The organism is Enterococcus sp. AZ103 (assembly GCF_051714685.1).
Lineage (GTDB): Bacteria > Bacillota > Bacilli > Lactobacillales > Enterococcaceae > Enterococcus_A > Enterococcus_A alishanensis.
This window is the reverse complement of sequence record NZ_JBIOSI010000001.1, coordinates 2,647,537-2,668,750: the sequence shown is the minus strand read 5'-3', so window position 1 is coordinate 2,668,750 and position 21,214 is coordinate 2,647,537. Positions and strand designations below refer to the sequence as shown.

At 37.1% G+C, this 21,214-nt stretch carries 17 protein-coding genes; 15 read left to right on the top strand and 2 right to left on the bottom strand.

Going from position 1 to position 21,214, the window contains the following annotated elements; translation table 11 throughout:
* Nucleotides 1-34 precede the first annotated feature (34 nt).
* Complete coding sequence (locus ID741_RS13280; RefSeq protein WP_438720283.1) at nucleotides 35-727, top strand: sunset domain-containing protein; 693 nt, start codon at nucleotides 35-37, stop codon at nucleotides 725-727.
* A gap of 48 nt (nucleotides 728-775) precedes the next feature.
* Here the strand turns inward: ID741_RS13280 and modA are convergent, their stop codons facing one another.
* Nucleotides 776-1,603, bottom strand: coding sequence for a molybdate ABC transporter substrate-binding protein (gene modA, locus ID741_RS13275; protein WP_438720282.1), 828 nt, complete (start codon nucleotides 1,601-1,603; stop codon nucleotides 776-778).
* Between the two features lie 285 nt (nucleotides 1,604-1,888).
* Here modA and ID741_RS13270 point away from each other — a divergent pair, with 285 nt between their 5' ends.
* From ID741_RS13270 to yqeB, 3 genes are read left to right on the top strand one after another with little or no spacing between them, the layout of a single operon-like run.
* Nucleotides 1,889-2,881: an XdhC family protein gene (locus ID741_RS13270; RefSeq protein WP_438720281.1), complete on the top strand. Its 993-nt coding sequence runs from the start codon at nucleotides 1,889-1,891 to the stop codon at nucleotides 2,879-2,881.
* Nucleotides 2,871-3,611 (top strand): selenium cofactor biosynthesis protein YqeC, encoded by a 741-nt coding sequence (gene yqeC, locus ID741_RS13265; protein WP_218324723.1) that lies wholly within the window; start codon nucleotides 2,871-2,873, stop codon nucleotides 3,609-3,611. The genes ID741_RS13270 and yqeC overlap by 11 nt, the downstream gene beginning before the upstream one ends.
* Entirely contained in the window at nucleotides 3,599-4,420 is an 822-nt protein-coding gene (gene yqeB, locus ID741_RS13260) for a selenium-dependent molybdenum cofactor biosynthesis protein YqeB (protein ID WP_438720280.1), read from the top strand. The genes yqeC and yqeB overlap by 13 nt, the downstream gene beginning before the upstream one ends.
* Nucleotides 4,421-4,477: 57 nt before the next feature.
* Here the strand turns inward: yqeB and ID741_RS13255 are convergent, their stop codons facing one another.
* On the bottom strand, nucleotides 4,478-5,110 hold the full coding sequence (locus tag ID741_RS13255) for a helix-turn-helix transcriptional regulator (protein WP_438720279.1): 633 nt from the start codon (nucleotides 5,108-5,110) through the stop codon (nucleotides 4,478-4,480).
* A gap of 268 nt (nucleotides 5,111-5,378) precedes the next feature.
* On the opposite strand from ID741_RS13255, the gene ssnA reads away from it, so the two are divergent.
* From ssnA to xdh, 11 genes are all read left to right on the top strand, one after another.
* Entirely contained in the window at nucleotides 5,379-6,713 is a 1,335-nt protein-coding gene (gene ssnA / locus ID741_RS13250) for a putative aminohydrolase SsnA (RefSeq protein WP_218324726.1), read from the top strand.
* Between the two features lie 27 nt (nucleotides 6,714-6,740).
* A complete protein-coding gene (gene ygfK / locus ID741_RS13245; protein WP_438720278.1) occupies nucleotides 6,741-9,746 on the top strand; it encodes a putative selenate reductase subunit YgfK in 3,006 nt (1,001 codons plus the stop codon).
* A 12-nt stretch (nucleotides 9,747-9,758) separates the two neighbouring features.
* Nucleotides 9,759-11,129, top strand: a complete 1,371-nt coding sequence (gene hydA / locus ID741_RS13240; RefSeq protein WP_438720277.1) for a dihydropyrimidinase — start codon at nucleotides 9,759-9,761, stop codon at nucleotides 11,127-11,129.
* Between the two features lie 20 nt (nucleotides 11,130-11,149).
* Nucleotides 11,150-12,343 (top strand): diaminopropionate ammonia-lyase, encoded by a 1,194-nt coding sequence (gene dpaL / locus ID741_RS13235; protein WP_438720276.1) that lies wholly within the window; start codon nucleotides 11,150-11,152, stop codon nucleotides 12,341-12,343.
* Nucleotides 12,344-12,347: 4 nt separating this feature from the next.
* On the top strand, nucleotides 12,348-13,667 hold the full coding sequence (locus ID741_RS13230) for a YgeY family selenium metabolism-linked hydrolase (RefSeq protein WP_218324730.1): 1,320 nt from the start codon (nucleotides 12,348-12,350) through the stop codon (nucleotides 13,665-13,667).
* A 78-nt stretch (nucleotides 13,668-13,745) separates the two neighbouring features.
* Nucleotides 13,746-14,945, top strand: a complete 1,200-nt coding sequence (gene ygeW, locus ID741_RS13225; protein ID WP_438720275.1) for a knotted carbamoyltransferase YgeW — start codon at nucleotides 13,746-13,748, stop codon at nucleotides 14,943-14,945.
* Between the two features lie 75 nt (nucleotides 14,946-15,020).
* Nucleotides 15,021-15,956: a carbamate kinase gene (arcC, locus tag ID741_RS13220; RefSeq protein WP_438720274.1), complete on the top strand. Its 936-nt coding sequence runs from the start codon at nucleotides 15,021-15,023 to the stop codon at nucleotides 15,954-15,956.
* Nucleotides 15,957-15,983: 27 nt separating this feature from the next.
* Nucleotides 15,984-16,364 carry a RidA family protein gene (locus ID741_RS13215; protein ID WP_438720272.1) on the top strand — a complete coding sequence of 127 codons (381 nt, stop codon included), beginning with the start codon at nucleotides 15,984-15,986 and terminating at the stop codon, nucleotides 16,362-16,364.
* 21 nt (nucleotides 16,365-16,385) lie between these two features.
* Entirely contained in the window at nucleotides 16,386-17,723 is a 1,338-nt protein-coding gene (locus ID741_RS13210) for a nucleobase:cation symporter-2 family protein (protein ID WP_218324734.1), read from the top strand.
* A 324-nt stretch (nucleotides 17,724-18,047) separates the two neighbouring features.
* Entirely contained in the window at nucleotides 18,048-18,413 is a 366-nt protein-coding gene (locus ID741_RS13205) for a winged helix-turn-helix domain-containing protein (RefSeq protein ID WP_438720271.1), read from the top strand.
* A 217-nt stretch (nucleotides 18,414-18,630) separates the two neighbouring features.
* Nucleotides 18,631-21,204, top strand: a complete 2,574-nt coding sequence (gene xdh / locus ID741_RS13200) for a selenium-dependent xanthine dehydrogenase (protein WP_438720270.1) — start codon at nucleotides 18,631-18,633, stop codon at nucleotides 21,202-21,204.
* Nucleotides 21,205-21,214 lie beyond the last annotated feature (10 nt).

The window sequence follows — 21,214 nt, the reverse complement described above, 5'->3', positions numbered from 1 at the left end:
TAATTAAGATAAGTCAAACAAGAGGAGGAATAAAATGAAGAAAAAATTATTAGTATGGTTGTTGGGACTATCGATTCTTGGTGTGTTTACTGTTGGTGAGAAAGTAGACGCCGCAGAAATGTTAAGATTGTACAATCCTAATTCAGGTGAACATTTTTACACGGCTGACGGAACTGAAAAAAATCAATTAGCATCCGCTGGCTGGCAGTACGAAGGAACAGGCTGGGTAGCTCCAGATAATGGAGATCCGGTTTATCGTGTGTATAATCCGAATGTAGGAGATCACCACTATACCCTAAACGTAAGTGAAAAAGATCATTTAATTTCAGTTGGTTGGCAATATGAAGGGATTGGCTGGTATTCAGACACGCAAGAAACAGTTGCCGTTTACCGCGCATATAATCCAAACGCACAAACCGGTAGCCATAATTACACAACAAATACTGGTGAGCAACAAAGTTTATTATCAGCAGGTTGGCATGATGAAAATATTGGTTGGTATGCCATTGGAGAAGGACGACCAATAGTCAATCCATCTACTCCTGGTAATTCTAACAATAGCGGCGTTTATGTTGATGCCCAAGGAAATGGATTAATTAAAGGTTCTCAAAATAATATTTATCATATTCCAGGAAGTAAGTATTATGATCGTACAACAAATGTTGTTGCGTGGTTTAAAACTATTGCAGAAGCTGAGGCTGCTGGATATCGTGCACCTCAAAATTAATAAAAAGGATTCATGCACTTCCAAATGCATGAATCCTTTTTTATCATTTTATTTTTCTGGAGTAAAACCGTAATCTTTGAAAATATCACTAGCTGCGTCAGATTTTAAGTATTTTAAAAATGTTGCAGCAGCTTTGCTGTTTTTACTGTCTTTGATTTGTCCAATTGGATAAACAATTGGTTCTGTTAAGCTATCTTCCGGTGCTGTTGCTACGATTTCAACTTTGTCAGTTGTTTTAGCATCTGTTTCATAGACTAGCCCTGCATTGGCGCTACCTTCAGCTACCCAATTTAGTACCTCTGTTACATTTGTTCCTTGAGAAAACTTACTTTGTAATTCATCCCACAAACCTAATGAAGTTAAAGCTTCTTGTGCATATTGTCCCGCTGGTACGCTCGCAGGATCACCAATTGCAATGGTTTCAGCTTTTGTTAAATCGTCAAAGCTCGATATATCATCTGGATTGTCAGTAGGAACAATTAAGACTAATTTGTTTTCTAGAAGATTGCTGACTGTTTTATCATCAATAAAGCCACCTTCTTCTAAAGCTGTCATTTGTGCAGTCGCTGCAGAGAAGAAAATATCAGCATCTAAACCTTGTTCAATTTGCGTTTGCAATTTACCTGAACTATCATAAGTTCCTTCAATCGTCACATTTGGATGTTCTTTCTCATAAGCTGGGATTATTTTTTCTTCAAATGCATATTGCAAGCTGGCTGCAGCTGCAATTTTAACGGTAACTTTTTCCTCGCTACTGCTGGCTCCACTGCTGTCAGTTGCTGATGAGTTGGAATTTGTATCGTTACCGCTGCCACACCCACCTAGTAATAATAAAGATACTCCTGCTGCTAATAAACCAAATTTCAATTTTTTCACGTCAAATATCCTCCTACTTCTTTTTGATAAATTAAGTTTAGCACGCTATTCGTGTAAAAGATAGCGTTTTCTTAAAAAAAATAAGTATAAACAAATTTTTTTTAGTTTTTTAGAAACAACTAAAAAAACTGATTTAACAGTATTTTTAACCAAAATATTTTTTTGGTCTGTTTGTTTTTACTAATAATTGATGATATAATTTGTAAGAAGAAATTTTTTTAGCAAAAAAATAGAGCGGTTACATATTGCAAAATAATCATAATTTAAGAAAAGTAGGTGATATTTATGAAAGAAATATTTGAATTTTTGTTACAGCAATTTGAAGAGAAAAAACCAGTAGTCTTAGTTACTGTTGTCAATAGTCACGGATCAGTACCAAGAAAACAAGGAGCAAAAATGCTAGTTGGTGAAGAGGGGATTCTAGCAGGGACGGTAGGAGGTGGAAAAGTTGAGTACACTTGTATCACAAAAGCCCAAGATTTATTAACGAAAAAAGAAAATGCTTTTGAGAAATATAAACTGACGCCTAAGGAAGCGGCAGGTTTGGGTATGGTTTGTGGTGGACAAGTGGAAATGCTGTTCCAATATTTATCCTTTGAAACAAAAGAATTATTTACAGTGATTAATCAGGCTTTAACTGCTTTACAAAACAATCAAGCTGCTTATTTATTGACAGCGTTGGATTTACATTCAGATCAACCCATCATCTTTTTGGCTGAGAAATCAGAAGATACAGAGGATTTTCCTGAGAAGAGCGGAGTGATTATTTATCAAGAAAATGAGTATATTGCAGAGGTTCTAAGCCAGCCTGGGAAAGTTTATATTTTCGGAGGCGGGCACGTTTCTCAAGCTTTAGTTCCTGTTTTACAGTATTTAGATTTTTATACAGTCGTACTAGATGATCGTCCGGAATTTTTAACAGACGTACTTTTTCCAGCAGCTGATCAACGAAAGCTGGTAGATTTCGAAAATATTCCAGCAACAGTAGAAATTACCAAAGATGATTTTGTCATCTCGGTAACAAGAGGACATTTATTTGATTTCAAAGTTGCTGTTCAACTATTGCATTCACCTGCTTACTATATCGGTATGATGGGTAGTGCGCATAAAATTGCAGTTCAAAAGAAGAGATTAAAAGAATCAGGTTTTAGCCAAACTGAAATAGAGCGAATTTATATGCCGATTGGTTTATCCATTAAAGCCGAAACACCACCAGAATTGGCGATTAGTATTGCAGGAGAGTTAATCAAAGTTAGAGCTGAAAAAAATGAAAACTAAACCGACTAAAGAATTATCTGAATGTTTTAACTTACCTGAAAAAGCCGTTGTTTCAATTATTGGCAGTGGTGGGAAGACAACTCTGTTAAACTACTTGGCGCAAAAATATGCAGCTGAAAAAGTTTTAGTTGCCACAACGACGAAAATGAGGATGCCTGAAAAGAATGAGTATGATCAAATATATTTTTCTGAGTTTGACCAATTAGGTAAAAAAAGCGGAATTAGTTTTGCAGCAAGAGTAACGTCAGATGAAGAAAAAGTGACTTTTCCTTCTGATCCGGCTGTCCGTGCATCTTTTGCAAATTTTGATCAGGTTTTTTTAGAAGCGGATGGTTCGAAACAATTGCCATTAAAGGCTTGGGCTGATTTTGAACCAGTCATTTTGCCAGAGACAACGGTCACAATCGGTGTGCTGCCAATCAAAGCCTTGCATAAAAAAATTAATACAACTACGGTGCATCGCTTACCATTATTTTTAGAATGGCTGTCTGTTGTGGCTGAGAAAGAAATAAGTTTAAAGCTCCTTGCTGAAATTGTAATCCAAGAAAAAGGTTTATTTTATTTAGCGCAGGGAATAGAAATATTATTCATTAACCAAGTAGATACAAAAGATGATCTAGAAAATGCTCAACAATTAGCAGAAGAAATCAATCAATTTCCCCATCAAATAACTAAAATCATTGCTGGTAGTGGGCAAAAAGAAGAGGGAATAATTTTATGGGAAAAATAAATGAAACAATCGTCGTGATTCGTGGCGGTGGAGATTTGGCAACTGGTGTAGTTCAAAAATTTCAACGAACGGGCTTTAAAGTATTGATTTTGGAAATAGCCCAACCGCTGGCGATTAGACGAACAGTTGCGTTGTGTTCCGCAGTTTACGATGGTGTTTATCAAGTGGAAGATATTAAGGCTAGAAGAGCAGATTCATTTGAGGAAATAAACAAAATCTGGCAAGCGAGTGAGGTACCAATTCTAATTGACCCTGAAGGGAAATCTATTGAAAAATTGAGACCAACCATTGTGGTGGATGCGATTTTGGCTAAACGCAATTTAGGAACCAGTCAACAATTAGCACCGATAACTATCGCATTAGGCCCAGGATTCACAGCTGGAAAAGATGTAGATATTGTAATCGAAACCATGCGCGGACACGCGCTAGCCAAATTAATTTTTTCTGGAGCGGCTTTACCGAACACGGGTGTCCCAGGTATCATTGGTGGCAAAAGTAATGAAAGAGTAATTCATTCACCTGCTGGCGGAAAAGTTGAACATATCCATCAAATTGGAGATCGGGTAAAAAAAGATCAGGTACTTTTTAAAGTTGATAATGTGGAAGTGAAGTCTCCATTAGATGGCACCTTAAGAGGATTAATCGAAGCAGGGCTAACTATTCGAAAAGGTTTAAAAGTAGCTGATGTTGATCCACGACCGTCAGAAGAAATTGATTATTTAGCTATTTCTGACAAAGCTCGAGCATTAGGGGGGGCGGCTTTGGAGGCGGCCTTTATTAAAATGAATCAACTGAAAAGTTTGGATTAATATCCAAACTTTTTTTGAAAAAAAGGACCTGAACTATTTTTAGTTCAGGCCTAGAATTTATCCAATGTAATTGTATAGAGTATATTTTGAAATGTTGAAAAACTTCGCTACTTTGTCTCCTGATTTAGTAATCAAGAAAGCACCTTTTTTATTCAAGTATTGGATGCTCTTAACTTTATCTTCTTTAGTCATTAGAGCGACAGGTTTACCAACGATTCGGACAGATTCCAAAATTAATTCATCAAGTAATTGATTGACGTTTTTTGGAATCAAACTATTGTCAGTTGTCGTCTCTTCTTCAGAAGTGGCAGTTAATTTATGCAACGCATTTTCAGCTGCAAAGATGGAGGAAGTATCAAAGTTGATTGAAAAGATACCATCTAACTTACCTTCATCATTTTTAAAATAAATTGTGCTAGATTTTAACACGCGACCATCGTGAGTGCGGGTTAAATAATTAAATCGGTTTTGTAATTCTTCTGGATCTTTTTTCAATGTTTCTAATACGATTTGAGAAGGGCCATCACCAATATGACGAGCAGTCACGTGGCCGTTTTCAATATAGATAATTGAATGCTCCGCATCGTCTGAATCAACCTTGTGAATGACAACTTCACAATCTTCACCAAATTGAGTTGTAATCGCTTTACCAATTTGTCGCAAAAATTCCACATTGTTTTCTGATAGCATCTTAAAAACCTCCAATATACCAATCTCATGATAACAAGACTTTAATTTTTCGTGTTTTCTCAAAACAATATTACCATGAAAATATTGAGAAAACAAACTAACAAAAAAATTTTTTAGTAAGGCTTTTTTTTTTTTAGTTTTGTGCTATACTATGGTTAAGCAAGAAACAACAAGAAACGTTGACCACAAAATTGTAAAGGGCTTCAAAAAAAGTTTTTTATGATTTAAAAAATTAAAATTGTAAGCGTTATCTAAAAGGAGGAAAACTATGTTACTCATTGGAAATGGTCACTTAATTACACGTCAAAAAGAAAATGCTTTTATTGAAAATGGTGCAGTTGCAATCGATGGAAAAACGATTAAAGAAGTTGGCCAAACAAAGGATTTGAAGGCAAAGTACCCAGAGGCAGATTTTATTGACGCAAAAGGTGGCGTGATTATGCCAGGGTTTATCAACATGCATAATCATATCTATAGTACATTTGCTCGTGGATTAAGTATTAATGGTTACAATCCAAAAAACTTTATGGATATTTTAGAAGGTCAATGGTTCAAAATTGATAGTGAAATGAACAATCATACGACATTACAAAGCGGACGAGTTTCTTATTTAGAAAGTATAAAAAATGGCGTTACTACAATGTTTGATCATCAAGCAAGTTATGGAGAAGTTAGCGGTAGTTTGGAACAATTATCAAACGCTGCTGACGAAATGGGTATCAGAACTTGTTTATGTTATGAAGTCTCTGATCGAAATGGCGTAAAACCAGCTGAGGAAGCAATTGAAGAAAATGTTCGATTCATTAATGCTGCTAAAGCGCGTAAAGATGATATGCAAAAAGCTATGATGGGGATGCATGCAGCCTTTACAGTTTCAGATGAAACATTTGAAAAAGCACGTAAAGTAACACCTTCAGATATTGGTTTCCACATTCACGTGGCAGAAGATATTGCTGATGTGAAAGACTCACTACACAAGTACAATAAGCCAATCGTTAATCGCCTTTATGATTTAGATATTTTAGGTTCTAAATCAATGTTAGGTCACTGCATTTATATCAATCCACATGAAATGAAACTAATTAAAGATACAGACACAATGGTTGTAACAAATCCTGAATCTAATATGGGTAATGCAGTAGGTTGCCCACCAATAATTCGAATGTTTAATGAATTTAATATTATGTGTGGTTTAGGGACAGATGGTTACACGCAAGATATAACCGAATCTTACAAAGTAGGAAACATTATTCATAAACATCATTTAGCAGATCCAACTGTTGCTTGGGCTGAAATTCCAGCAATGTTATTTGACAACAATGCTGCGATGGCAAACCGCTATTTTGACACTAAACTTGGTGTATTAGAACCTGATGCTGCTGGCGATGTAATCATTGTAGATTATCACGCAGCGACTCCAATGAATGAAAGTAATTTTAATAGTCATATTTTATTCGGTATGAATGGTGCAAATGTAACTGACACAATTGTTGCTGGAGATGTTCGAATGCGTAACCGTGAAGTGGTTGGAATTGACCAAGAGGAAGTTTACGCAAGTGCCCGTGAAGAAGCTGTTAAATTATGGAATAGAATTAACAAATAGAAAGTCAAATCAATGAGGTGAAAAAATATGAGCGATATTATGCGCCCGATTTCAATCGATGCGTTACTTGATTGGGTCATGCAGGAATATAAAAAGTCTGGCACAATTTTCGGTGTTAGAAAGTTCTTTAAGCCAGAAGGCGACAAACAAATTTCTTTATTCAATGAAAAGATGGAGACACCGATTGGCCCAGCAGCAGGTCCACATACGCAATTAGCGCAAAACATAGTTGCTTCTTACTTAACAGGTTCACGTTTCTTCGAATTAAAAACGGTACAAATTTTAGATGGTGAAGATTTACCTGTAGCAAAACCTTGTATCTCAGCTCGCGATGAGGGTTACAACTGTGAGTGGTCTACCGAGTTACGTGTACCACAAGCGTTTGAAGAATATGTCAAAGGCTGGTTTGTTTTAAAATTATTGGCGCGTGAATTTGATTTAGGCGATCCTGATGGTTTCATTTTCAATATGAGTGTTGGATATGACTTAGAAGGAATTAAAACGCCTAAGATCCAAAAATATATTCATGAGATGCAAGATGCAAAAGCTACACCAATTTGGGCGGAGTGTGTTGAAGCAGCAAAAAGTCGATTGAATCAATTTACCCGAGTGGATGAAGATTACATTGATCATATTAGTCCGAAAGTTTCCCATTCTATTACGCTATCGACGTTGCACGGGACTTTACCGCATGAAATCGAACAAATTGCTGTTCACTTATTAGATGAACAAAAGTTAAATACTTTCATTAAATGCAATCCGACGTTATTAGGTTATGAATATGCTAGAAAAACTATGGATGAACTTGGCTTCGATTATATGGAATTTGATGACCATCATTTTACTGAAGATTTACAGTTTGAAGATGCTGTACCGATGTTACAAAGGCTACAAGATCTAGCTGATAAAGAACAGTTAAACTTCGGGGTGAAAATTACCAATACTTTCCCTGTTGATGTAGGACAAGATGAATTACCATCTGAAGAAATGTATATGTCTGGTCGCTCATTGTATCCATTATCAATTATGGTTGCGAAAAGATTATCTGACGCTTTCCATGGTGAGCTACAGATTTCTTATTCCGGTGGTGCCGATGTATTCAATATGAAAGATTTGTTTGAAGCAGGTATTTGGCCAATAACAGTGGCGACAACTTTATTAAAACCAGGCGGTTATCAACGCTTAACCCAAATGGCTAATGTTGTTTCAACCCTAGATTATCCAACTCATGTGAAAGTTGATTTAGAAAAAGTCAGTAAATTAGTTGAAAAATCAACCGAAACAGCAAAATATCAAAAATCAATAAAATTACCTGGATCTCCGAAAATTAAAGAAACAGTACCTTTACTAAGCTGTTATACGGCGCCTTGTCGCGGAACTGGTGGCTGCCCTATTGACCAAGATATTCCAGCTTATTTACGTTATGTAGAAGAAGGCAAATATCTTGATGCGTTGAAAGTAATTGTGGATAAAAATCCACTACCATTTATCACTGGAACAATTTGTGCCCATCCTTGTGAAACAAAATGTACCCGTCAATTTTATGAAGGCGCTATCGATATTCGTGGCGTGAAATTAGAAGCGGCAGAACATGCTTACGATGAATTATTAGCTTCAATGGTTAAACCTGAACCAGTTACTGATGCACCAAAAACAGCTGTTGTTGGTGGTGGACCGGCAGGGATTTCAGCAGGTTATTTATTAGCTCGCGAAGGTTTCCCAGTAACTGTATTTGAAAAAGATACAACCTTAGGTGGCGTTTGTAGTCAAGTCGTACCAGAATTTAGAATTTCGATGGAAAGCGTGCAAAAAGATGTCGAGATGGCACGTTTCATGGGGGCGGAGTTCAAGACTGGTAAAGCAGCACCAAGTTTAGAAGATTTAAGAGCGCAAGGATATGAAAAAGTGATTTATGCTATTGGCGCGTGGAAACATAATAATTTGAAATTAGAAGCTGGTGAAGCAATTAATTCACTAGAATTCTTAGTTAAAACGCGGCAAAACACGCAAGAAAATCCGTATGGTGAAAACATTGTCGTAATCGGCGGCGGAAATACCGCTATGGATTGTGCTAGAGCTGCAAAACAATTACCAGGAGTCAAAGAAGTTTCGCTAGTTTATCGTCGTGACAAACGAAATATGCCAGCCGATGAAGAAGAATTGTATTTGGCACTAGATGATGATGTTACTTTCCGTGAGCTACTTGCACCAATAAAATTAGTTGATGGTAAATTAACTTGTGAAGTAATGAAACTGGGAGCTCGTGATGCATCAGGTCGTAAGCGTCCGGAACCAACTGGCGAGTTTGTTGAAGTGAAAGCAGACGTAGTGATTTCAGCAATCGGTGAAAAAGTTGATGATACCTTCTTTAATTCAGTTGGCATCGAAACAGATAACCTTGGTCGTGTAGTAGTTAATCCACAAACTTTGGAAACTAACTTAAAAGATGTTTTTGTAGTTGGTGATGCTAACTTAGGACCAGCAACAATTGTGGAAGCAATTGCAGATTCAACAAAAGCTTGTAATGCGATTGTTGAAGTTCATAATCGCAACTATGAACGGGCAAATCTAAATATTGATACCGCTTCAGTTCGAGCAAAACGTGGAGATATGGTGATACCGGAAACCCCGATGAGTCAAGCAGCTCGTTGTTTAGAATGTTCAACTGTATGTGAATCATGCGTAGATGTTTGTCCAAACCGAGCAAATATCGTCGTGATGGTTCATGATGAAGCACAAATCATGCACGTTGATCGGATGTGTAATGAATGTGGCAACTGTGAAACATTCTGTCCATACTCTAGTGCACCATACAAAGATAAATTCACTTTATTTAATTCAGAAGAAGATTTTCACGATAGTACAAATGAAGGTTTCTATGTAGTAGATCCAAGTCGTAAATTAGTCTTGGTTCGAAACAAAGGCGAAGAAAATACATTCTCATTAAATGATGGCAATGTGAAGGTAGCAAATGGCCTACAAGATATGATGGAAACTGTTATTGATGACTATGCTTTCGTTTTAGCGAACTAAGAGGTGAAAGAAATGTCAATCGTAATCAAAGGTGGAACGGTCGTTTCAAGTCATGGCCGTCGACAGTTAGATATTAGAATTAACGGCGAAAAAATCACCGAACTCGGCAATGGTTTATCCATTGCCGACGGTGAAGAAGTCGTCGATGCAACAGGATGTTTCATTTTTCCTGGATTTATTGATGGTCATACCCATTTAGAGCTAAATAATGGGATGACCGATACTTCAGATGATTTTACAACGGGTTCAATTGCCGCTGTGGCAAAAGGGACAACGACAGTCATTGATATGGCGACACCTGAGCATGGTGGCACTTTAGATGAATGTCTCGTTACTTGGAACAAAATGGCTGAAGGAAAATCCTCGGCAGACTTCAATTATCACATGTCAGTTATCGAATGGAATGAAAACATCGCAAAAGAGATTCCCAAGATGGTCAAAAAAGGGGTCACAACTTTTAAGATGTATATGGCTTATGACAATTTGCGGACCAATGATGCCGAATTGTATGAAGCAATGAAAATCATTAAATCAGTTGGCGGTATGTTAGGTGTGCACTGTGAAAATGGCGATGTCATCAATCAGTTGCAAGCAGAATATTTAAAGGCTGGTAAAACTGGTCCTGAAAACCATCCATTAACACGACCAAATCAATTAGAAGCCGAAGCGGTCAATCGCTACTTAACGATTGCTAAACAAGCAAATCTTGCGGTAAATATTGTGCATTTAAGCACAAAGGAAGCTTTAGAAGTGGTAAAACGTGCACGAGCTGAAGGTCAGGAAGTTTACGTAGAAACTTGTCCACAATATTTATTGTTAGATGACGAGGCTTACGGATTACCAAATTTTGAAGGCGCGAAATATGTTTGCTCGCCACCGTTAAGAAAAAAAGCAGATCAAGAAGCTCTGTGGCAAGGAATTATTGATGGAGAAGTAAATACGATTTCTACCGATCATTGTGATTTTAATTTTAAAGATCAGAAAATAATAGGAAAAGATGATTTTACAAAAATTCCTGGTGGAATGCCAGGAGTGGAAAGTCGTCCCGAACTTGTATATACCGCAGGAGTAGCAGCCGGCAAGATTACTCCTGAACGTTTTGTTGAATTGTTGTCAGAAAACATTGCCAAACAATTCGATTTATATCCACAAAAAGGCATCATTCAAGTCGACAGTGATGCTGATATCGTTATTTGGGATCCGGAAGCTACGGGTGTGATTAGTGCAAAAACACAGTTACAACATTGTGATTACACACCATTTGAAGGATTCCAAACAAAGGGTAAAGCCCGAAGTGTTTATTTAAGAGGAAATAAAGTCGCAGAAAATGGCGAAATTATTTCAACAAAACAAGGGAAATTTATTTTCCGCAAGATTACTTAAATTTTTAGGAGGCGTATTCAGTGAGTAAAATCAAATGGGTAAAGAACGAGATGCCCAAATCAGACGATCAGTATTTACATTTAATGAACCAAGAAAATATGGAAAAAGCAGGCTTCTTCCATCGAAGTTTCCCGCAGTATTCTGAAACGCCACTGGTTGATCTAACCCATATGGCAAAATTATTAGGCTTAAAAGATTTCTTCGTAAAAGATGAATCTTATCGTTTTGGCTTAAATGCGTTTAAAGTATTAGGCGGGTCATATGCGATTGCCAACTACGTAGCAGATAAAGTTGGTGACGACATTGAAACAATGACCTACGAACGTTTGACTTCACCAGAGTTGGAAAAAGAATTTGGGACAGCAACTTTTTATACAGCAACTGACGGAAACCATGGTCGTGGCGTTGCTTGGGCTGCTAGTGCTTTAGGACAAAAATCAGTGGTCTTGATGCCAAAAGGTTCTGCTAAATCACGTTTCGATAATATTGCAAATGAAGGCGCTGACGTAACTATTACAGATGTGAACTATGACGAAGCTGTTCGGATGGCAAATGATTTAGCTGAAAAAGATGAAAACGGTGTAATGGTTCAAGACACTGCTTGGGATGGCTATGAAAAATTACCGACATGGATCATGCAAGGTTACGGTACGATGGCTTCAGAAGCTGCCAAACAGTTAAAAGAAGAAAACAAACGACCAACTCATATTTTTGTACAGGCGGGTGTAGGTAGTTTAGCAGGTGCAGTCGTTGGTTACTTTGCCAATATTTACAAAGACAATCCACCAAAATTAGTTGTAATGGAAGCACAAGCTGCTGATTGTCTATACAAATCAGCTGAAGCAAAAGATGGCAACATTAGAATTGTTGACGGCGATTTAGATACGATTATGGCTGGTCTTGCTTGTGGTGAACCAAATACGATTTCATTTGATATTTTGAAAAATCATGTTGATTATTTTGTATCTTGTCCAGACTGGGTAGCTGCAAAAGGCATGCGAATGCTAGGAAACCCGGTTAAAGGAGATCAACAAGTGATTTCAGGCGAATCAGGAGCTGTCGGTATGGGCTTAGTTGCTGCTTTAATGCAAGATCCTGAATATGCTGATTTAAAAAATGCACTAGAATTAAATTCGGAATCAGAGGTATTGATGTTCTCAACTGAAGGAGACACCGATCCTGATAATTATAAACACATTGTGTGGGGGGAATAGAAAGATGGATTTTAACGCAATCAAAGACGCAGCAAAAAATTATGAAAAAGACATGGTCAAATTTTTACGAGACTTAGTAGCAATTCCTGGTGAATCTGCTGAAGAAGGTCCGAAATTACAAAGAGCTAAAGAAGAAATGGAAAAACTTGGTTTTGATAAAGTAGAATTCGATCCTCAAGGAAACTTATTAGGCTATATGGGTACTGGTAAAAAATTAATTGCTTTTGATGGTCATATGGATACAGTTGCTATTGGTGATCGTGACAACTGGAAATTTGATCCTTATGAAGGTTACGAAACAGATACTGAAATCGGTGGCCGCGGAACATCTGACCAAGAAGGCGGAATTGTTTCAGCAGTTTATGGTGCTAAAATCATGAAAGATTTAGGTTTATTAAATGATGATTACACTGCATTAGTAACAGCAACTGTTCAAGAAGAAGATTGTGATGGTTTATGTTGGGAATATATTATTAAAGAAGACAAAATTCGTCCAGAATTTGTTGTTTCAACTGAACCAACTGATGGTGGCATCTATCGTGGCCAACGGGGAAGAATGGAAATTCGTATCGATGTTCACGGAATTTCTTCTCATGGTTCTGCACCAGAACGTGGCGATAATGCAATCTACAAACTATCAGATATCTTAAATGATGTACGTGATTTAAATAATAATGGTTGTACTGAAAGTACCGAAATTTTAGGTCTTGAAAAAATGTTACATGAAAAATGGAATCCTGAATGGCAAGAAGCGCGTTTCTTAGGTCGTGGAACAGTGACTGCTTCACAACTTTACTTCTCTTCTCCATCTCGTTGTGCCGTTGCAGATGGTGCGTCTGTATCATTAGACCGTCGGATGACTGCTGGCGAAACTTGGGAAGGTTGTCTAGAAGAAATTCGTCAATTACCAGCTGTAAAACGTTATGGCGACGATGTGACAGTTTCACTTTATAATTATGACCGTCCTTCATACACAGGTTTGGTTTATCCAATCGAAGCGTACTTCCCAACTTGGGTAATTCCTGAAGAATCTCCAGTAACGCAAAGCTTAATGGAAACTCATCATGAATTATTTGGTGAAAAACGCTTAGGCCCAGATACACAAATTAAAATGCGTGAAGCTCGCCCATTGTTAGATAAATGGACCTTCTCGACAAACGGTGTATCAATTATGGGACGTAACGGCATTCCTTGTATCGGTTTTGGTCCAGGGGCTGAAGCACAAGCACATGCACCAAATGAAATTTCATGGAAACAAGATTTAGTAAACTGTGCGGCTTTCTATGCAGCATTACCAACAATTTATACAAAAAACACTAAATAATTTTGCTTTTTCTAGTGAGTCCCTTGTTATTGACTCACTAGAAAACCACTTAAAAAATATATCTTAAGGAGAGCGACAATGGCTGAATTCAAAGACTTAGTAAAAAATATTGAGGATAAAAATACTTCCGGTTTATACGGCGGGGACTTTCTACAAACATGGGAAAAAAATGATGATGAAATTGATGCAGTTTTAAATACGGCAGATGCGTTAAGAGATTTACGAGAAAGAAATATTTCAACTAAAATTTTCGATTCAGGTTTAGGTGTATCGATTTTCCGTGATAACTCTACACGGACACGTTTTTCATTTGCATCAGCTTGTAACATGCTTGGTTTAGCAGTGCAAGATTTAGATGAGAAAAAATCACAAATCTCTCATGGTGAAACAGTACGTGAAACAGCAACAATGATCTCATTTATGGCAGATGTAATTGGTATTCGTGATGACATGTATATCGGTAAAGGCGATGCTTACATGCGCGAAGTCATTGAATCAGTGAAAGAATCTCATGAAGCTGGTATTTTGGAACAACGTCCGAACTTAGTAGACTTACAAGATGACCAAGATCATCCAACACAAGCGCTGGCAGACTTGGATCATATTATCCATGAATTAGGCGGCGTAGAAAACTTAAAAGGTAAAAAAATTGTTATGTCATGGGCATACTCACCATCATATGGCAAACCTTTATCAGTAGCACAAGGAATTATCGGTTTGATGACTCGTTTTGGAATGGATGTTGTCTTAGCTCATCCAGAAGGCTACGAAGTAATGCCTGAAGTGGAAGAAATCGCTAAGAAAAATGCTGAAAAATCTGGTGGTAAGTATTCTAAAACAAATGATATGAAAGAAGCCTTTAAAGATGCTGACGTGATTTATTGTAAATCTTGGGCACCATTTAAAGCAATGGAAGAAAGAACTGAGCTTTATGGTAAAGGCGACTTTGATGGCATTGATAAACTAGAAGAAGAATTATTAGTTCAAAACGCCAATCATAAAGATTGGGCTGCAACTGAAGAAATGATGAGCTTAACTAAAGCTGGCAAAGCATTGTATATGCACCCACTTCCAGCTGACATTACTGGTGTTTCTGCTGAAGAAGGTGAAGTTGACGCTTCTGTCTTTGATCGCTACCGTGATGAATTATATCGTGAAGCAAGCTACAAACCATATGTGATTGCTGCAATGATCTTCTTATCTAAATTCCAAGATCCTGCAAAAGCATTGAAAGATTTGGAAGCTCGTGGTACCGAACGTAATATTTCTAAAAAATAATAATTAAATATAAGAGGCTCTGATGATTAATGACCAATCTCTGTAGCCTCTTTCTTATACGAAAGGAGTACCAAAATGACAAAAGTTGTCGTTGCCTTAGGCGGAAATGCTTTAGGAAATAATTTGGAAGAACAAATGGAAGCGGTTAAACAAACTGCACTTTCCATTGTAGATTTAGTTGAAGAAGGTTATCAAGTGGTTTTAGTTCATGGAAACGGCCCACAGGCTGGCATGATTAAACTAGCCATGGATGAATTAACTGCTACTGATGAGAAAAAATATCCACCAGTATCTCTATCAGTCGCAGTAGCGATGAGTCAAACTTATATTGGCTATGACTTACAAAACGCCCTAAGAGAGGAAATGCTGCACCGTGGCATTCACAAACCAGTAGTGACGGTTGCTACACAGGTTGTGGTTGATAAAGATGATCCTGCCTTTGATAAACCAACTAAACCAATTGGACGTTTTATGGAAAAAGATGAAGCAGTTCGAATGGCTATTGAAAAAGATATTACTGTCATGGAAGATGCTGGACGTGGCTATCGCCAAGTAGTTGCTTCACCAAAACCAAAAGAAATTGTTGAATTAGAAACAATCAACACCCTAATCGGTGCTGATCAACTAGTTATCTCTTGTGGTGGTGGCGGTATTCCGGTGATTAAAGAAGCAAATGATCATTTGAAAGGTGTTCCAGCAGTTATCGACAAAGATTACTGTTCTGTTTTATTAGCTGAAACAATCGATGCTGATTTCCTAGTGATCCTGACTGCAGTTGAACAAGTTGCTTTGAATTTCGGTACAGTAGAACAAAAGAACCTTGAAAATGTTTCTGTTGAAGAAATGAAAAAATACGTTCGTGAAGGTCATTTTGCACCAGGATCAATGTTGCCAAAAGTTGAAGCGGCCATTGATTTTGCTGAAAAATCAGGAAAACGGACATTAATTACATCATTAGAAAAGGCCAAAGATGGCTTAGCTGGAAAAACTGGTACAGTTATTTCAAAATAAATTGACTTTTTATAAGGAGGACTTAAAGTGGCAAATAAAGTGAATAATAGTGAAAAAGCACCCGCAGCGATCGGACCTTATTCTCATTCGATTCAACACGATAATATGTTGTTTGTTTCTGGACAATTAGGGATTGATCCTACAACAGGTGACTTAAAAGAAACAGTTCGGGAGCAAGCAATCCAAGGGTTTGAAAATTTTAAAGCGATCATTGAAGAAGCTGGATTTACTTTTTCTGATGTAGTAAAAACGACGGTCTTTTTGACAACTATGGATAATTTTGCAGAAGTCAACGAAGTTTACAGTCAATACTTTACTGATTGGGAACCAGCTCGCTCAGCAATTGCGGTTGCTGCCTTACCAAAAGGTGGACTTTTTGAAATGGAAGCAATTTTAGTAAGAGATTAAAAATTAAAGGAGGTACGTGTTATGGCAGAACCCAAAGAAACTATACTCGTATCAGAAAAAACCAATGCCCTGTTTGACTATGACGCCGTACCTTCACTAATTGAAGTGGTGCCGTTAGGTTTGCAACATGTTATTGCCGCTGTGGTGGGTATTGTCACACCGGGATTAATGATTGCGCAGGCATGTAATTTGAGCGCTAGCGACACCACGCTAATCATTCAAACATCGCTTATTTTTGCTGGTGTTGCAACGTTAATTCAATTGTTTCCAGTTTTTCGTTATTTTGGAGCACGCTTACCGGTTATGATGGGAGCGAGCTTTGCTTACGTTCCAGTTTTAATTACTATGGGAGCAAATTATGGTATTGCAACTATTTTTGGTTCGCAAATTTTTGGTGGTCTAGCAGTTATATTTATTGGATTAGTCATCAAAAAAATTCGAGTTTTCTTTCCGCCAATTGTCACTGGAACAGTCATTTTGAGTATTGGGATGTCTTTGTTTCCAGTTGCTGTAGGATACATGGCAGGCGGCGTTTCAAGTTCTGAATATGGCTCAATGAAAAATTGGTTGGTTGCGATTATTACGTTTATTATTGTTTTTTATTTGAATAGTTTTGGCAAAGGATTTTTAAAATTATCATCTATTTTAGTTGGTATGGTTGTAGGTTATTTAATTTCATTACCATTAGGAATGGTTTCTTTTGAATCCGTTAAAGAAGCTGGTATGTTTCAAATGATTCGGCCTTTACATTTTGGCTTAAACTTTAACTTTGTTCAAATATTCACTTTGATTTTATTGATATTTGTTGATACTGTTCAAGCCATTGGTCAATTCACAGCTACAACAGTTGGAGCAATGGATCGACAACCGACGGATCGTGAATTATCTGGTGGTATTTTAGGCAAAGGTTTAGCTGTTTTTCTAGGAGGATTCTTTGGTGGAGTACCAATTTCAACTTTTGGTCAAAATGTTGGCTTAGTGATTTCGACTAAAGCAATTAATAAATATATTTTAACCTTCACATCAGCAATTCTAATTATTGCAGGTTTTGTACCGAAAATTGCTAGTCTGTTAACATCAATTCCTTATGCAGTGATTGGTGGCGCAACTATTTCAGTTTTTGCAACGATTGCTTTAACGGGAATTCAGACCATTGCTAATGAAAAATTAACCTCACAAAATGCTACTATTGTTGGTTTATCACTAGCTTTAGGGACTGGGGTAGCTTTATCAGCGAATTCATTACAAGGATTTCCAGAGTGGTTTCAAACAATCTTCGGGGAGTCAGAAGTGATTTTAACAGCCATTATGGCGATTCTTTTAAACATCATTTTTAATCGACCAAAATTAAAAAAATAGTGTAATTCAGGAGCTTTGTAAAGTAGATCATCTTAGGTTTGAACAAACTTCAAAAATAAGAAATAAAATTTTAAAGTCTTCACAGGTTCGTTAATTTTAACAAGTTTTTTTAGAAAAACCTTACCTCTACATTTTAATTGCCTTTAGCTAATTTGTTTTTCTCGATGCAAATTTAAGTTGACCTACTTTCGCTGTTCCTGTTTTCCATAAAGCAATAGTAAATATCTAATAAAACATTTATAATTAAGAAAAGGACTCTGCTGAAAAGGTAAAGTCCTCTTATTTCAAAACCGTTATCTATTTTAAAAATAACGAGGTGAAGGAATGAATAACGAAGCAAAGCTTGATTACACCATGACACTGCGTCTAAAAAAAGGGGAGGTCTTCTTTGGTCCTGGGGTAGCTGAAGTCCTTTTTTTTGTTAGTGAAACAGGTTCTTTAAGTAAAGCTGCTAAAGAAATGAATATGTCTTATAACAAAGCTTGGAGAATCTTACAAAAAGCTGAAAAGTGTTGGGGACAACCATTGATAGAGTCAATAGTTGGTGGTAAGAATGGCGGTGGATCACAGTTAACCAAAGAAGGTAAACGACTATTAACTAATTATCAAAATTTCGAAAAAGAGACTTATAGTTTAGTTGATAAAACTTTTAAACGTTTCTTCTCGCAAGATATGAATCAAAATAAGTAAATAGAAGACTATATTTGACTTAATGAAAAGAAACAAATCAAAATTATATTTTGACTTGTTTCTTTTTTTAAAAATCGCAGATAAACGAACTTTAAATAACGAATAATAAATTTTAAAATATCCAAAAATAAATATTTTTTGAATACAAAAAATATTTTTGATGGTATAATGTTTTTGAGATAAAAACTTATTTTTAATAGTATAGGGGTGTAAAAATATGTATTCATTTACTGTAAATGGCCAGCCAGTCACATGTGAAGAAGATAAAGAATTGATGCATTTCTTGCGAGATGATTTGCGTTTGACTGGTACAAAAGATGGTTGTGATTCAGGAGCTTGCGGCGCTTGTACTGTCATTATAAATGGAAGGGCTTCCAAAAGCTGCTTATTTTCATTATCAAAAGTTGATGGAAAAGATGTAACAACGGTTGAAGGGATTAGCCAACGCCAAAAAGATGTTTTTGCATATGCTTTTGCTAAAACTGGGGCTGTTCAATGTGGCTACTGTATTCCGGGATTTGTTGTCTCTGCTGTAGGTTTATTAGAAAAAAATCCAGATCCAAGTGAAAAAGATATTCGTAAAGGTATTCGAGCAAATATTTGTCGCTGTACTGGTTATGTGAAAATTATCGAAGGAATACAATTAGCAGCGCAAATGTTAAGAGAGGAAACGCCAATCCCTGAGGAGCCAGCTGAAGGAAGATTAGGTGATGATTTCAAACGAGTTGATGCTGTAGAAAAAACACTAGGAACAGGCATTTATGTAGATGATATTGTCGTCCCTGGAATGCTTCACGCATCTGCCGTAAGATCAGCTTATCCAAGAGCGAAAGTCTTAAAAATCAATTCAGAAAAAGCTTTGGCTCATCCAGACTGTGAAGCAGTACTCACAGCAGCAGATGTTCCCGGAAATAATAAAATTGGTCACTTAGAATTTATTTCTGACTGGGATGTAATGATTCCAGAAGGTGAAATCACTCGATATGTTGGAGATGCTATTGTGCTAGTAGTTTCTAGCAATAAAGGTTCATTAGCCGAAATTAAAGAATTAGTTGAGATTGAATATGAGGTTCTTGAACCACTGACGTCTTGCGAGCAAGCAATGGCTGAGGATGCACCAAAAATCCATGAAAAAGGTAATGTATTAAGTCATGAGCATTTAATTCGTGGAAATGTCGAAGAAAAATTAAATAATTCAAAATATGTAGTTACTGAACATTATTCTGTACCTATTAATGAGCACGCTTTCATGGAGCCTGAATGTGCTATCGGTCAACCTGAAGGAGATGGGGTATTGCTTTGGAGTGCTGGCCAAAGTATCTATGATGAGCAACGAGAATGTGCTCGTATGTTAGGTTTAGAAAAAGAAAAAGTCCATGTTCAAGCGAAACTTGTCGGTGGTGGTTTCGGTGGTAAAGAAGATATGAGCGTCCAGCATCATGCCAGTTTGGCAGCTTATCTATTAAAGAAACCAGTCAAAGTTTTACTTAGCCGAGATGAAAGTTTGATGGTTCATCCGAAACGTCATGGAATGGAAATGGATTTCACAACTGGTTGTGATGAAGAAGGTAATTTAACTGCAATGAAGGCTGTGATTTATTCTGATACGGGTGCTTATGCTTCCTTGGGAGGACCTGTTTTACAAAGAGCATGTACTCACGCAGCAGGACCATATAAATATAAAGATATCGATATTGAAGGTTTTGCAGTTTATACTAATAATCCACCAGCAGGTGCTTTCCGCGGATTTGGTGTGTGTCAAACAGCTTTTGCGATTGAATGTAATTTGAATTTACTAGCCGAAAAAGTTGGTATCAGTCCTTGGGAAATTCGGTATAAAAATGCAGTTGAACCAGGTGATGTTTTACCGAATGGTCAAGTTGTTTCAAAAAATGCGGCTTTGAAAGAAAGCTTGCTAGCTGTTAAAGATGCCTATGAAAATGCCGATGTAGCTGGGATTTCATGTTTCTTTAAAAATAGTGGAATTGGTGTTGGTTTATCTGATATTGGTCGATGTATCGTTTCCGTTGAAGATGGCAAGGTGCATGTTCGAACTTCGGCAGCTTGTATTGGTCAAGGAATGCAAACGGTTACTACTCAAATAGCTGTTGAGGCTTTAGATATTGATCCAGCATTAATTATTGCAGAACAGCCAGATACGGCTCGTACACCAGATTCAGGTACTACCACTGCTTCTCGGCAATCATTATTTACTGGTGAAGCAACACGAAGAGCAGCAATGCAATTGAGAGTAGATTTAGATATGGGACGTACTTTGGAATCCTTGGAAGGGCAAGAATACTTTGGAGAATACTCTGCGATTACTGATCCATTAAATTCTGAAAAAGAAAATCCAGTAAGCCATGCCGGCTATGGTTACGCATCTGAAGTAGTTACTTTGGATGAAAAAGGAAAACTAGAAAAAATATATGCATCTTATGATATGGGTCAAGTAATTAATCCAAGAGCAGCAGAAGGACAAATTGAAGGCGGAATTGTTATGGGCTTGGGCTATGCCTTGACAGAAAACTTTGCGATGGAAGATGGATTTGTGAAAGCAAAATATGCTACTCTTGGTTTAATGGATGCTTCCAAAGTACCACCAATTGAAACAAGTTTTGTTGCAGCTAAAGACATTCATGAAGGATTAGCGTACGGGATAAAAGGGGTCGGTGAACTTTCAACGATTCCAACGGCACCAGCAGTAGCCGGAGCATACCATGCCTTTGATGGAGAGTTAAGAAATGTCTTACCAATAGTCAATACACCTTACCAAAAAAAGAAAAGATAATGAGGTAGCT